This is a genomic window from Acinetobacter sp. TY2 (assembly GCF_046269225.1).
In the GTDB taxonomy this organism is placed as follows: Bacteria; Pseudomonadota; Gammaproteobacteria; order Pseudomonadales; family Moraxellaceae; genus Acinetobacter.
This window is the reverse complement of sequence record NZ_JBJZOR010000006.1, coordinates 69,461-83,969: the sequence shown is the minus strand read 5'-3', so window position 1 is coordinate 83,969 and position 14,509 is coordinate 69,461. Positions and strand designations below refer to the sequence as shown.

Annotated in this window: 14 protein-coding genes; 8 read left to right on the top strand and 6 right to left on the bottom strand. The window is 38.7% G+C overall.

The window, feature by feature from the left end; translation table 11 throughout:
* The first annotated feature begins 54 nt into the window (after positions 1 to 54).
* From ACK1JC_RS05375 to rsfS, 5 genes are all read left to right on the top strand, one after another.
* Positions 55 to 2,859: an ATP-binding protein gene (locus tag ACK1JC_RS05375; RefSeq protein WP_409510835.1), complete on the top strand. Its 2,805-nt coding sequence runs from the start codon at positions 55 to 57 to the stop codon at positions 2,857 to 2,859.
* Between the two features lie 225 nt (positions 2,860 to 3,084).
* Positions 3,085 to 3,873 carry a crotonase/enoyl-CoA hydratase family protein gene (locus ACK1JC_RS05370; protein ID WP_409510834.1) on the top strand — a complete coding sequence of 263 codons (789 nt, stop codon included), beginning with the start codon at positions 3,085 to 3,087 and terminating at the stop codon, positions 3,871 to 3,873.
* Positions 3,874 to 3,927: 54 nt separating this feature from the next.
* Complete coding sequence (locus tag ACK1JC_RS05365) at positions 3,928 to 4,800, top strand: NAD(P)-dependent oxidoreductase (protein WP_409510833.1); 873 nt, start codon at positions 3,928 to 3,930, stop codon at positions 4,798 to 4,800.
* A 29-nt stretch (positions 4,801 to 4,829) separates the two neighbouring features.
* Entirely contained in the window at positions 4,830 to 5,627 is a 798-nt protein-coding gene (locus ACK1JC_RS05360; protein ID WP_409510832.1) for a hydroxypyruvate isomerase family protein, read from the top strand.
* A 90-nt stretch (positions 5,628 to 5,717) separates the two neighbouring features.
* A complete protein-coding gene (gene rsfS, locus ACK1JC_RS05355) occupies positions 5,718 to 6,119 on the top strand; it encodes a ribosome silencing factor (protein WP_409510831.1) in 402 nt (133 codons plus the stop codon).
* Positions 6,120 to 6,330: 211 nt separating this feature from the next.
* Here the strand turns inward: rsfS and ACK1JC_RS05350 are convergent, their stop codons facing one another.
* The 3 genes from ACK1JC_RS05350 to ACK1JC_RS05340 are packed head-to-tail and all read right to left on the bottom strand — an operon-like array spanning position 6,331 to position 9,245.
* The gene (locus ACK1JC_RS05350) at positions 6,331 to 7,782 is read right to left on the bottom strand and encodes an NAD(P)(+) transhydrogenase (Re/Si-specific) subunit beta (protein WP_409510830.1); all 1,452 of its coding nucleotides are present in this window, start codon (positions 7,780 to 7,782) and stop codon (positions 6,331 to 6,333) included.
* Between the two features lie 3 nt (positions 7,783 to 7,785).
* The gene (locus ACK1JC_RS05345; RefSeq protein WP_409510829.1) at positions 7,786 to 8,106 is read right to left on the bottom strand and encodes a proton-translocating transhydrogenase family protein; all 321 of its coding nucleotides are present in this window, start codon (positions 8,104 to 8,106) and stop codon (positions 7,786 to 7,788) included.
* An 11-nt stretch (positions 8,107 to 8,117) separates the two neighbouring features.
* A complete protein-coding gene (locus tag ACK1JC_RS05340; protein WP_409510828.1) occupies positions 8,118 to 9,245 on the bottom strand; it encodes a Re/Si-specific NAD(P)(+) transhydrogenase subunit alpha in 1,128 nt (375 codons plus the stop codon).
* 1,003 nt (positions 9,246 to 10,248) lie between these two features.
* Between ACK1JC_RS05340 and ACK1JC_RS05335 the strand changes: the two genes are divergently transcribed.
* Positions 10,249 to 11,175 (top strand): DMT family transporter, encoded by a 927-nt coding sequence (locus ACK1JC_RS05335; RefSeq protein WP_409510827.1) that lies wholly within the window; start codon positions 10,249 to 10,251, stop codon positions 11,173 to 11,175.
* Positions 11,176 to 11,191: 16 nt separating this feature from the next.
* Here ACK1JC_RS05335 and soxR read toward each other — a convergent pair whose 3' ends face one another.
* The gene (soxR, locus tag ACK1JC_RS05330; protein WP_409510826.1) at positions 11,192 to 11,683 is read right to left on the bottom strand and encodes a redox-sensitive transcriptional activator SoxR; all 492 of its coding nucleotides are present in this window, start codon (positions 11,681 to 11,683) and stop codon (positions 11,192 to 11,194) included.
* A gap of 71 nt (positions 11,684 to 11,754) precedes the next feature.
* Here soxR and ACK1JC_RS05325 point away from each other — a divergent pair, with 71 nt between their 5' ends.
* Together ACK1JC_RS05325 and ACK1JC_RS05320 are read left to right on the top strand one after the other, a co-directional pair.
* Positions 11,755 to 12,192 (top strand): RidA family protein, encoded by a 438-nt coding sequence (locus ACK1JC_RS05325; RefSeq protein WP_409510825.1) that lies wholly within the window; start codon positions 11,755 to 11,757, stop codon positions 12,190 to 12,192.
* A gap of 20 nt (positions 12,193 to 12,212) precedes the next feature.
* Positions 12,213 to 13,406 carry an MFS transporter gene (locus ACK1JC_RS05320; protein WP_409510824.1) on the top strand — a complete coding sequence of 398 codons (1,194 nt, stop codon included), beginning with the start codon at positions 12,213 to 12,215 and terminating at the stop codon, positions 13,404 to 13,406.
* A 76-nt stretch (positions 13,407 to 13,482) separates the two neighbouring features.
* Here the strand turns inward: ACK1JC_RS05320 and ACK1JC_RS05315 are convergent, their stop codons facing one another.
* Both ACK1JC_RS05315 and ACK1JC_RS05310 read right to left on the bottom strand, forming a co-directional pair.
* Positions 13,483 to 14,127, bottom strand: a complete 645-nt coding sequence (locus ACK1JC_RS05315) for a hypothetical protein (protein ID WP_409510823.1) — start codon at positions 14,125 to 14,127, stop codon at positions 13,483 to 13,485.
* A gap of 139 nt (positions 14,128 to 14,266) precedes the next feature.
* On the bottom strand, positions 14,267 to 14,404 hold the full coding sequence (locus tag ACK1JC_RS05310) for a hypothetical protein (protein ID WP_409510822.1): 138 nt from the start codon (positions 14,402 to 14,404) through the stop codon (positions 14,267 to 14,269).
* Positions 14,405 to 14,509: the final 105 nt, after the last annotated feature.

The window sequence follows — 14,509 nt, the reverse complement described above, 5'->3', positions numbered from 1 at the left end:
ATTTTTTATAAAGCATGCTAATATGCCTGACATGGGGAACGTGTGGTTCAATGGATGTCGAATTTCAATAAGAAACTCTTTAAACGCTTAAAACTCAATCATGCTTACGGTCAACTGATTGCGCTCATTTTCGTTCCCATCATGATCATTTCGTGTGTTGGTGCAGCTTTAGTTTTATCGGAAACATCAAATTCTGCGAAAAACCAACAACGCTCAAGTGCAATTGCAATTTTAAGTCGCTATCAATATACGGCTGTGCAGTTGGCTGATATGGTGGCGAAAAATCCACAAAAAAAAGATGAAGCCGAGCATATTTTACAAAGTTTATTTCATGAACAGTATGTTCGTGGTGCAAGTATTATCAATCAAAAAAATCAACAAATTTTAAATATTGGCTTTCAAGGTCAACGCGATTGGGTTATCCCAAGCAAACAAAATACTTTTTTTGGCCCCATCACTTATAAAAACAATCATGTTTATGGTGCACTTCTTCCGACTAAAGCTGATCAACCTAAATTATGGTTGATGGTTGAACTCGACAATCAACCTTTAGAAATTTCACGCTATCGCGTACTGATTGCGGTAATTACCACAGGCTTATTGACACTTCTTTTATTACTATTGTGTTTGAATTTTTATTCACGGCGTTGGATTGCCCCGATGTACGAAATTCGCATGCAATTACAACGCCTAAATGCTGACACGCTTGATCAGCACATGGTGATTAACAGTACAGGTGAACTGCGTCTATTACAACGAGACATTGCCAATGTGGTCAAACGCCTACATTTCAGTTTCTTAGAACTCAAAGAACACACAGAACAAACTGAAGATGACTTACGAAGAACACTAGATACGCTCGAAGTACAGAATATTACCTACAAACAAGCGCGTGATCAGGCAATTTCATCGAATCAAGCTAAATCAGTTTTTTTAGCCAATATCAGCCATGAATTACGTACACCACTGAACAGTATTGATGGATTTATACATCTATTATTGCGTCAAGACAACTTGAGCAACGATCAAAGTTTATACTTGCAAACTATTCGTAAATCATCGGCTCACTTACTCGCATTAATCAATGATGTCCTTGATTTTTCTAAAATTGATGCAGGAAAACTCGAACTTGAAACTGCACCTTTTGACTTAGAAGAAGCAGTGTTTGATGTGATGGACATGCTTTCACCACTCGCAGCGCAAAAACACATTGATATGGCATTTTATTATGCTGACAACGTGCCTAAGCATGTGATTGGCGATGTTTTACGCGTCAAACAAATATTAACCAATCTCATTTCCAATGCCATTAAATTTACTCCTGATGGTGAAATCATTGTTCGGGTACGTATAGAAGATGATGACATTGGACAATGTTTATTGCATTTCAGTGTTCAAGACAGTGGTATTGGTTTAAGTGGTACAGACCGTAAACGTCTGTTTGAGTCATTCTCTCAAGGTGATGCTTCTGTGACTCGTCAGTTTGGCGGTACAGGACTTGGGCTCGCAATTTCCAAACAACTTGTACATCTCATGCAAGGACAAATTGGTTTCGAAGATAACCAAGAACGTGCACCGACTGAGAAAGGTTCAACTTTCTGGTTTACAGCCGTACTGAAAACGGATGAAGATTCGATCTTTGAGCATCCAAAATTTACAGACATGCAAGTGGTGTCCTATTTAGCTCATCCTGCAACAGCGAATGTTTTACGTCATTATCTTGAAAATTATGATGTTCAACATACCGAAACTCAGTCTATTTTAGATTTATTCAGTCGCTTAAATAACTTACCTAAAGAATCAGATGATACATGGCTGATTGTCGACCATAGTGGCGATACCGAAGCCTTATTGCGTGAAATTCGTGGACGTTATCAAGGGCATATTGCAGTCTACGGTTATCAAATGATGCTTGACCCAAGCATGATTGCCAAATTTAATGCACGACCACTGTATCAACCTCTCAGTCGTACTGCACTGATTCAACTACTGAAAAACAAACCTATTTTTGAGCCTGAACAACATAAAGATTTTAAAGGACGAGATTTACACATTTTGGCAGTAGATGACCATTTACCCAACTTAATTGTACTTGAGGCATTGCTTGGTGAATTGAATGTCAAAACCACCAAAGCACAAAGTGGTCAGGAAGCTTTAAATATCTTACAACTCAATATTGATCAAGGCTTAAAGCCTTTTGACTTGGTCTTTATGGACATTCAAATGCCTGTCATGTCTGGTATTGATACCACACGTGCCATTCGCTCGCTTGAATCCACCCTTGATGGGATGCGCATGCCAATTATTGCTCTCACAGCGCATGCCCTTGCTGATGAAAAACAAAAACTTCTCAAAGTGGGTATGGATGATTATGTCACTAAACCGATTCAAATTGATCAAATTATTCAAATTTTGACCCATTGGACAGCAGATAAGTTTATTAAACCGCTTCAAGTAACAGAAAATACCGTTATCGTTGAAGCATTAGATCACAATATTTTAGATTGGAAACAAAGCCTACAGTTGGCAGCGAACAAAGAAGATTTAGCACAAGATTTACTCAAAATGTTAGTAGATAGCTTCCCAACTGAACTCACTGAAATTGAACAACTCATTGAACTTGAAGATTTCCCTCAACTTGAGCATGTGCTACATCGCCTTTATGGAGCAACACGCTATGTCGGGGTACCAAAACTGCAAAAAACCACAGGTGAATTTGAACAGTTTGTGTCGACCTTACGTAAAGAACGTAAAAAAGCCGATGATGCATTCATTCATCACACCCAACAATGCTTCGATGAACTACAACTTGTCATTCATGAAGTTGAAAGTGCAGCAAAACAAGTTTTGAATTTTTAACATCTTGTATAAAAAGAAGCATTCTCGCTCACGACTCCTTTCATGCAATTTAATGCAAGGAAATATGGCATTGTACTCAAATAGCCTGCTTAAAGTTGAGTGCTCAATAAGAATCGTGTTGCTTACATATTTCCGTGACTGTACTGTCATGTAACATCAGAAACAGCATGCTATGCTCAAGTCATAAAATTCTGATTCAGCAAAAACAAACAAGAGTGAAAATGCATGGCTTTATTACGTATTGAAAAAAAAGATGGTATTGCAACTGTCTATTTAAACCGTCCTGAAAAACGCAATGCTATGAGCTTTGCACTGCTCAAAGAACTTGTTTCTACGGCACAAAAAATTAAAAAAGATCGCTCTATTCGCTGCGTCATTTTAACTGGTGAAGCCAATGTATTTAGCGCAGGCATTGACCTTGCAGATTTAAATAGCCCTAAAAATACTGCATTTGCCGCTTGGGAATTGATTAAACCAGGTCAAAGTCTGTTCCAAAAAGCATTTTTAATTTGGCAAGAACTCCCTGTACCTGTAATTGCAGCACTTGAAGGTTTTTGTTTTGGTGCAGGTATGCAACTCGCTTTAGCTGCGGACATTCGTATTGCACATCCTGAAACACAAATGTCGATTATGGAAAGCCGCTGGGGTTTAGTTCCCGACATGGGTCTAACACGCTCACTCAAAGGCGTGATTGGTTTAGATCTAGCGAAAGAACTTACACTGACTGCCCGTATTTTTGATGGTCAATATGCCAAAGACATTGGCTTGGTGACACATCTCAGTAGATCGCCTCTCGAACAAGCACAAAAAATTGCGGCTGAAATGTTACAACGCTCACCTGATGCCTTAACCGCAGCAAAACGTGTTTTAGATGCCATGGAACATGCACCAACCAAATCTTTACGTTTAGAAAAAATTTGGCAATTAAAATTACTACTTGGCAAAAATAGCCAAATTGCACGTAAAAAAGATAAGAACCCCGAAGTTCAGTTTTTACCACGTCAATATAAGTAAACTTTAATTTAGCTAATTTAAATTGGAATCATAATTTAATATTTAGGAAAAGTTATGCACTTTGATATTCAAACAAAAATTGCATTTCTAGGCATGGGTTTAATGGGGAGTCGCATGGCAACCCGTCTAATTCAAGCGGGTTTTCATGTTGCAGTCTGGAACCGTACGCCTTCTGCTTGTGAGCAGATTATTGACATTGGTGGATATCCTTTAGAACTCAGCGATATTGCCGACTATCCTGTGATTTTGACCTGTTTAGCCGATGATTCAGCAGTAAAATCTGTTTATGCACAAATCGAGCCTTTTTTAAAAACCGATCAAGTAATTGTTGACTTCTCAAGCCTATCTGTTGATCAAACTACACAACTTGCAGATCAAGCACAGAGCAAACGCTGTCATTGGATTGACTCCCCTGTTTCAGGTGGAACGGCAGGCGCTGAAAATGGCACATTGGTAATTTTTGCAGGTGGACAAGAGAATATCATCCAAGATTTAAGCCTAATTTATAATGTACTTTCGCAGCGTGTGACACGTATGGGTGGAACAGGCACAGGACAAGCCACTAAAATCTGCAATCAACTGATTGTCGCTGCAAATAGTACACTCATTGCAGAGGCTGTTGCGCTGGCAACACAAGCAGGCGTAGACACTACTCTTCTCGCCCCTGCACTTGCAGGTGGTTTTGCAGACTCTAAGCCTTTTCAGATCTTGACACCGCGCATGGCAACGCATACTTTTGAACCTATACAATGGAAAGTTCAAACGCTTTCCAAAGATCTCAACAATGCTTTAACACTTGCTGAAAAATTTAATTTAGATATTCCTGTTGCACGACAAGCATTATCACAATTAAAAAGTCATCAGCAACAAGGTTATGCTGAAGCTGATCTTGCAACGGTGATTTATCAGGTTGAGTCTAAACGTTAAATTTATTTTCATCTGCATGGAGCACACGTATGACAACGCAATTGGCTGTAAATTTATCGATGATTTTCACCGAAGTCCCATTGATTGAACGCTTTGCATTGGCTCATGCACATGGATTTCACACGATTGAAATTCAGTTTCCTTATGAACTTTCGATTGATGAAATTCGCATGCAGATGGAAATATACGATCTTCACATTTGCCTGATCAATGTTCCTGCAGGCGATCTAATGCAAGGTGGTGATGGTTTAGCAGGTATCCCTGGACGTGAAATTGAGTTTCATCAAGCTGTTGAAAAAGCCATAGAATATGCATCTGCACTAAATATTCCACGCGTCAATATTTTGGCAGGAAAACAACCGCATGATGCCGACTTATTACCTTGCTTAAACACCCTAGCAATTAATCTAAAAATGGCATGTCGTATGCTGACAGAGCAGTTGATTCAGCCTGTTTTTGAAATGATTAACGGCACAGATATGCCTCGCTTCCTCATTCAAAATATTGCCCAAGCACAAGAAATACTTGAAGTCGTACAACACCCTATGCTTAAAATGCAATATGACTGTTACCACATGGCAATGATGGGTGAAGATGTCCTAACAGCACTACAAGAAAATATTGATGTGATTGGACATATTCAATTTGCTGACTGTCCAGGACGACATGAGCCTGACACCGCACAAATTGATTTTCCTAATATTTTTAAATGGCTCAGTCAAAGTCACTATAGCGGTTATATTGCAGCAGAATATAAGCCACAATCACATTCAAATCAGTCCTTTGCTTGGAAAGAAAAATATTTTCCGAATCATCAATCTACCTAAGAGTAATTTTTACTCACATACTTGATTTGAAATTTTTCCTTAAAGTGGGTATATTAGACAGTGAGTAATTGTCAGGAAAATAGACTTAACATGAATTCTGAACCATCGCCCAGCGCTTCTAATTCTAAAGAGCTCCCTATGAATTTTCAAAATCCAGATGTATTGACATGTCTTAATGTCGTACGTGAAGCGCTGCTGGATGTAAAAGCCAAAGATATCCTTGCTATGGATGTGAGTTCAGTCAGCAATGTATCTGATGCAATCGTAATTGCAAGTGGTACATCAACTCGTCACATTAAAGCCCTTGCAGACAATGTCGCTGAAGAAGCTCGTAAAGCTGGCTTCCGCCCGATTGGTGTTGAAGGTGAACGTGATGCTGAATGGATCCTCGTGGACTTAGGTTTAATTGTTGTGCATGTTATGTTGCCAACAGCACGTAGATTCTATGACTTGGAAAGCCTTTGGCGCGCAACTCCAGAATCTGTTGCATAAGCCTATGGCATAATTAGTACGTGATCTAAACCACGGCTGAGTATCCAAACAAAAGCGACCACATTCGGTCGCTTTTTTTATGCTGATTCACTCAATTCAATATTTTATAATAGACTTCTGCAAAATTAGACCACAAAAAAACCACCCGAAGGTGGTTCATTAATTTCCTCTTTTTATAAGGAGGGTTTGGGTAGATTTAATTCTAAATGAATTAGTGACCCGTACCATTGATGGCTTTTGTCATATCTTCAACAACTTTCTTCGCATCACCAAAGACCATCATTGTCTTGTCGTTATAGAACAAGTCATTGTCTAGCCCCGCATAACCTGTTGCCATAGAACGCTTAATCACCATGATTGTACGTGCTTTATGCGCTTCAAGAATTGGCATACCGTAGATTGGAGATGTTGGATCATCTTTCGCCGCTGGGTTTACAACATCGTTTGCACCAATTACAAGTACAACATCGGTTGCAGGGAAATCAGAGTTGATTTCATCCATTTCCAAAATATCTTCATAAGGCACATCAGCTTCAGCTAAAAGTACGTTCATGTGACCAGGCATACGACCTGCTACAGGGTGAATCGCAAAGCGAACCGTTACACCTTGTTCTTTTAAAGTGTTGGCAAGTTCTTTTACTGCATTTTGTGCACGACCTTGCGCCATACCATAACCTGGTACAATCACAACACTGTCTGCATTTGACATCAAGAAGCCTGCATCATCAGAAGAGCCTGAACGATGATTACGCTGTACTTTATCGCCTGCTTCCGCAACTGGTGCTGCTGCACCCATCGTTCCACCAAACAATACGTTGATGATTGAACGGTTCATTGCTTTACACATGATGTAAGACAAAATTGCACCCGATGAACCAACAAGCGAACCAGCAACGATCAACATATTGTTTTCAAGTGTAAAACCAATACCTGCGGCAGCCCAACCCGAGAATGAGTTTAGAAGCGATACAACTACTGGCATATCACCACCACCGACTGGTGCAATCCACACCCAACCAAAGACAAGTGCAAGTGCTGTCATTGCCCAGAATGCTTGCATATTACCTGTGGTAAAGAACAAGATACCGCATGCCAACATTGCAAGGAAAATGATTGCTTGTACAGGTTTAACCCATGCACCTGAAATGGTTTTTGCCCATTTTTTCGCAGCCAATTTACCGTAAGCAAAAACAGATGCTGTAAATGTAATTGCACCAACGAAACAACCGACGAACAGTTCAAATAAATGAACACTGCTCATATGTGCATGTTGCACGCCCGCAGCTGTCAATACTGATTCATTTTGAGCAAATAAAGCTGTTAATTGGTTGTTATGCAAAATTGCAGCAATCGCAATCAATACCGCAGCCAAACCAACTAAAGAGTGCATCAAAGCAACTGTTTCAGGCATTTGTGTCATTGGAACTGTACGTGCACGAGCAATACCTACAACTGCACCAAGTACCATTGCACCACCAATCATCCACACAACAGGATGGTCAGCAACAAAGAAAGTGGTAATTACAGCTATCGCCATTGCGATCATACCGTAACGGTTACCTTGAATTGCTGTTTTAGGACCCGACAAACCACGTAAGGTTAAAATAAAAAGTACAGCACCAACAAGGTAGAACCAATCTGCATATTCTTTAATGAATTCCATGGATTAGCCCTCTTTCTTTTTTTGTTTTGGCTTAAACATTTCAAGCATGCGCGCAGTCACTGCGAAACCACCAAAAATATTAATACTTGCCAAGAACACTGCAATTGCGCCAAGCACACTAACAACATTGATTGATTGAAATTGCACACTTGCATCAACAATACCCGGAATACCAACCGTTTGAATCATCGCACCAACAACAATAATCGATGACAATGCATTGGTCACTGCCATTAATGGCGTATGCAATGCAGGTGTTACACCCCAAACCACGTAGTAACCAACAAAGATGGCTAAGACGAAAATAGTAATAGTTTCAACCATGATGACTCTCCTTAACCACGCTTTAGCAGTACTTGACCGCCATGAGTTACTAGAAGTGCTTTTTGAATTTCGTCTTCTTGATTCAACACAAAGTTTTTCTCTGCATCAAACAAAGTTTCAACGAAATTAAACACGTTACGTGCATACAATGCAGATGCTTCAGTCGACACTGTCGCAGGGATATTTGGAATACCAAGAATCGTGACACCGTTGTCAGTGACAACATTTTCACCGTTCTTAGAACCTTCTACGTTGCCACCCGTTTCTACAGCCATATCTAAAATGACAGAACCCGGTTTCATTTTGGCAACGGTTTCAGCTTTAATTAAACGCGGTGCATCACGACCCGGCAATAAAGCTGTTGTAATCACGATGTCAGCATTTGATACAGCTTTATCAACAATGATCGCTTGATCACGGATATATTCTTCACCCGGCATCCAACCATAACCATTCTTCGCAGCATCGGCAGCTTTTTGCTTTTCTTCATCCGACATTGGAACGTCTAACCACTTACCACCAAGTGATTCCACCTGATCACGTGCTGTTGGACGTAAATCTGTTGCTTCAACAACAGCGCCTAGACGTTTTGCCGTTGCAATTGCCTGTAAGCCCGCAACCCCCACACCCATGATCACCACACGAGCAGGTTTTACAGTACCTGCTGCAGTCATAAGCATTGGAAACATACGTTGATATTCTGCTGCAGCTAAAAGAACTGATTTGTAACCTGACAAGTTTGCCTGAGAAGACAACACGTCCATATTCTGCGCACGAGATAAAGTACGAGGTAACAACTCAAGCGCAAATGCATTGACTTGTTGTGCCGCAAACTGATCAAGTTCAGTATTACGGTACGGGTCAAACATCGCCACAACTGTTGTATTCGGCGTAAGTTTTTGAATTTCTTCACCCTGAGGAGAACGAACTTTCAAAATAATTTGACTGCCTGTATAGGCATCTTCCGTGATTTTTGCTCCGACCTGTTCATAAGCACTGTCAATGTAAGCGGCTCTTTTACCTGCTCCACGTTCAATGACTACAGTATGGCCAGCGCCAATCAACTTCTTTACTGTTTCAGGTGTAGCAGCGACACGACTTTCACCGACAACAGTTTCCGTTGGGATTCCGATCTGCATGAGCATTCCTCAAGCTAATTTTTCTTCAAGTCAACATCGATAAACGATGCTTTCCTCAGGATATGTTTTTTGTTCAATTTTTGGATTCTAATTGAACTTTTTTAAATTACCACCCAATATTTATTTTATAAATACCTATGTTTTGAACTCATGATTCACAAATATAATTTTACGACATACCTAGTATTCATTTTAGCAATGATGAAAAATAGGGAGCTCTTCATTTCGATTGTTTTTTACAGGAAATTTACCGTGATATCCCACATTCAAACCCACCTATAGCATAAAAATAAGACACCATCGGATGATTAGTTTTGACTTTTATGCCAAAAAAACACCATTTTAAAGATAAAAAATAATCAGTAAATTTACTATTAAAACAGTCAATTTATCGTAAATCTAAAGCTTTTATTTGCATTAATGACATTTAAAGATCAATAAAATGGCTCATAAAAACTAAATTTATTGTTGTATCTTTAGACGAATTGATGGTTCTATATTATTCCATTTTATATTTTCATTAATAAAAAAAAGTACTTATATCACAAGACAGTTTTTCCTCATATTCAAGGAAATAATAATAAAAAATAATTTTGTATTTTTTTGAATGACCATTTTGACAATTGATGATGTTAATTGAATAATGACGTCACATGTGTGTATACGCACCAACATGGCGCAAAATTTCAATACAATATTTTGCACAATTTCAAACACAAGAAGAATCGCATCATTTTGTAACGTTTATTGGGTAAAAATAAGGTTTAAACATGAAAATTTTAATCTTTTGCACAAATAAAGTATCATTTTTGAATTACACCGCAGAAAAAAATCTCTACAGCAAGTTCTTTTTTACATCCATTGCGCATTAAAACCACCTTAAGTTTAATTTTATATTCCATATTTTGATTAAACTGATTCTTTTTTTGCATTTTCCCTCAATCATTCGAACCTTTATACTTAGCTTCAAATCTAGACCATTGCCATTTGCATCGTGAGTCTTATGAAACATCCTTTTTCGAGTATACAACTCGGCTCTATCTTCGCTTTAGGCGCAGCCTTTTTGTTTAGCACCAAAGCGATCTTTATTAAGCAAGCGTACGCACTGTCACCCTTAGTCGATGGAACAGTGCTTATGGCACTGCGTATGGCAAGTGCTTTGCCATTTTTCCTACTCATTTGTTGGCTCAATAGACATCACAATCAAGATATCAAAGCAAAAGACTGGTTTCTCTTGATGGTTGCAGGACTGATTGGTTATTACTTTTCAAGTTGGCTCGATTTTGCAGGACTAATGTATATCAGCGCATCTTTAGAACGGATTATTTTATTTCTTTATCCAACATTAACGGTTATTGCCTCAAGTTTTATTTATAAACAAAAATTACGTCTCAAAAGTATCTTTGCCATTGCGCTCAGTTATGGCGGTACAGTTATTGTGATGCTACAAGAGCAAAGTACTGTGGCACATGAAGGTAATTTTTGGATCGGTGTCAGTTTGGTTTTTGCCAGTGCAGTGTGTTTTGCATCTTACCTCCTGTTAACTCCACGCCTCATTCAAAAATTTGGTTCGTGGAATTATACTGGTCTTGCACTAAGCATTGCCTGTATTGGGACATTAACACACTTTATAATTGCAACACCCAATCCCATAGGGCTGTTATCTCAACTTCCAACAACGGTCATTTGGTATGGCATTGCACTTGGCTTACTCGTCACAGTATTACCAACCATTTTAATTGCACAAAGCATATCTCGTTTAGGCGCCGCACAATCTGCGATGATTGGTTCAATCGGACCAATTCTCACCATTATATTGGCGGTTTCTTTACTGGGTGAACACATGAATATAATTCAATGGTTTGGTTGCCTACTCAATATTATTGGTGTGATGATGATTACACTGTCGAAAAATAAATTGGCAGGCTGACCACCTACAGATTCACCTACTCACCAACAGCTTGATCTGAAATAATCCGATCAAGTTGTAAAAGCATCTTTTGAAAATGTGCGCCTGAAGATTTTTGAGCAAACTGATCATCTGGATTACGCAATGGACATTGTGTTAATGACAAACAGCCACAACCAATGCATTGATCCAACTGTTGCCGTAACTGCAATAGTTGCATAATGTGTTGATCTAATTGCGCTTGCCACTTTTGTGACATGTTTTGCCAGTCTGCCTTAGTGGCCGCTTTATTTCGCGGCAAGACTACAAAGGCTTCTTTGACCTGTTGCAGACTAATACCCACTTGCTGTGCAATTTTAATAATTGCTACTCGTCTTAACATTGCTCTCTGATAGCGCCGCTGATTTCCTTGAGTTCGCACACTCCAAATCAATTTTTTTTCTTCATAAAAACGTAACGTAGCCACAGTGACCCCGCTACGTTCCGCCAATTCACCAATACTAATCCAATGCTGACTTATTTGACTCATAAAACTCTTGACCTCAAGTTAACTTTAGCTTTGAAAATAACAGAGATATGCTATCCACATGAAAAATTGTTATGAAGAATACTTTAAGGTCAACAGCTGAAAATAATACCGCTCTCAATTTTATTAACCCAAATAAACTTTATAATCCGAAACCTTTTGCGTATAGTCATATTGCTGAAGTGCGTAATTTTTCACGCATACTTCACATTTCAGGACAAGGTGGTGAAAACCAACAAGGACTTTTATCAGAAAATTTTACCACTCAGACTCAACAGGCATTTTGCAATATTAAAATCGCACTTATGCAGGTTCAGGCTCAGTTTTCTGATATTGCCGTTTTAAGAATTTTGGTTGTGAATCACACCCCAGAAAAACATCAGTTTTTAATACAGGAAATGCAAAAGCATTGGGGAGAATTAGACTTTCCTGCTTGCACGCTCATTCCTGTTCCGTGTCTTGCCATACCAGGTATGCTCATTGAAATTGAGGCTACCGCTTATTCTATATAACGTATTGCGCAAGGAATTTTATGCAATCTTCTATCGATATCAGTAAAGATCGGTCTTTATTGTGGCTCATGGCCATCGCCTGTGGTTTATGTGCTGGAGCGAATTATTATTGTCAGCCACTCATTCACTCGATTCAACAGTATTACCAAGTTCCCGAATCTCAAGTTGCACTCACAGTCACATTTGCACAAGTATCCTATGCACTCGGTTTATTATTTATTGTCCCTGTCGGCGATATTGTCAATAAAACCCGTTTTATCCCCTTACTTATGCTCGGTGCTGCGGGCGGATTATTACTATGCGCATTTGCAGTCAACTTACCCATGCTTTGGATTGGTACCATCATTACAGGATTATTCTCAGTTGCAGCACAAGTTCTAATCCCACTCGCCACAATGGCTGTTAAGCCTGAAAAAACAGGTGAAATTGTTGGTTTCCTGATGAGCGGCTTATTGGTTGGGTTACTTCTTTCCACAAGTCTTGCAGGGTTATTGTCTGACTTATTCCAATGGAATGTCATTTATTTAGTCAGCGCCGTGATGATGCTTATTTTGGCATTTATGTTGAAGTCACGACTCCCTCAAGTTCCACTGATGAAAATGAGCTACTTTGCTATTTTTAAATCAATGGGTTCACTCATCAAAGCAGAACCAAGATTAATGTATCGTGCGCTTATTGGCGGTTGTGCTTTTGCTGCGATGAGTATTTTATTTTCAACCATTGCAGTACTACTCACATCGGAGCCATTTAAACTGCCTGACGTTATGGTCGGTGTTGCAACGTTGATTGGTGTTTTCGGTGCACTATCGACCACTAAAATTGGGCGAATTGCAGACCGTGGCTATACCTTACCACTGACATGGATTGGCATTGCCGTTCTCGCAATAAGCTGGGTCTTTTTATACTATGGTGGACAGTCATTAATAAGCTACATCTTAGGTTATGGCATTATCAATTTTGGCTTAGCAACCGTTCACAGTAGCAATCAAAATATTATTTTCCGTTTACGTCCCGATGCCAAATCACGTATTAACTCAATTTATATGACAACTTATTTTATTGGTGGTGCATGTGGTTCCGCAGTGGGCGTTTACGCATGGCAACATGGTGGATGGATGATGACGTGTATTGCTGGCATCGGATTGGTTTTTGCCGCTGCATTTTTCTCACTATTAGATACCTTGCATTTAAAACGCATAAAAATAGCTAAATAGACCATTTTAGCTCAATAAAAAAAGCCCTAGACACCCCTCTTGGGCTTTTTTTATTCAAATTATAAAATCAGTAAAATTAACTCACCTGAACAACAGGATAAAAAGGTTGCCCTAAATCTAGACGTTGTGAATTTTCGAGTAAAATATGAATAAAGGCAGGAATCAGTGCAATTAGAATAATACACGCATCTTTCAACTGTTTACGATTTACCGAGCTGTTATAGGTTGCACCGCCATTCATGATTTGGTTACGTAATGTATAAAGACGATTAAACAAAATGATTAAAATTTGAATCGTATCGTATTCTTGTAATGCAAAATTTACTCTTTCCCGCTCAATTTCAAAGTCTTTTTTCCAAGCAGTTTGCGTAATTTTTTGGTTCTGATAATCCCAAAATGGCTGAAACACATAAGGATTTTCAAGAAACAAACGAATAGATTGACTAAATTTATCCCAAAGAATATTGTAAATTTTATGCTCAAAATCTGCCTGACAAACTTTATGCATAAAATCTCGAAAGGTTTGCTTATCTTGAATAAAGCCTGAATCTTGTGCATAGATGGCATTAAATGCAACCCACAAACTCATAAATTTCAAATCAAGATCATCATCAAGATCTGTGGCTTTTTTTAACCAACTCAATCCGCGATGAATACGTAAATTAAATTGATCTGTATGATCAGGCTTTTTACTTTTAAAAATCTCTTCTAATACTTGCATAATTTTTCCTTATATTTTCTTATAAATTAGCATATTAAATGAAGTTCCATAGAGATTTACGACTTATTTTTAAACTCAAATATATTTATTTTACTTATTTTTCTCGTTTTAATTTTTACATCAATGACTTCTACTGTGATCACCGAAGTACCACTGAACGACCATAAACATCATCAGGTACATTATAGCCGTACTTCTTAGAAGCCTCTCTCAAAGTTCCATTGAAGTCGCCATGGCATGTTTTCATATAAAGATCAGCAACCGCCATAATACTCATAGGTATAACATTGATATTACTATTGATTGGAAGAATTGTAACCTGATCTCTATACCGCACTGCTGGCTGTTGAATTGAACACCTCACTTGAAATTTACCAGATTT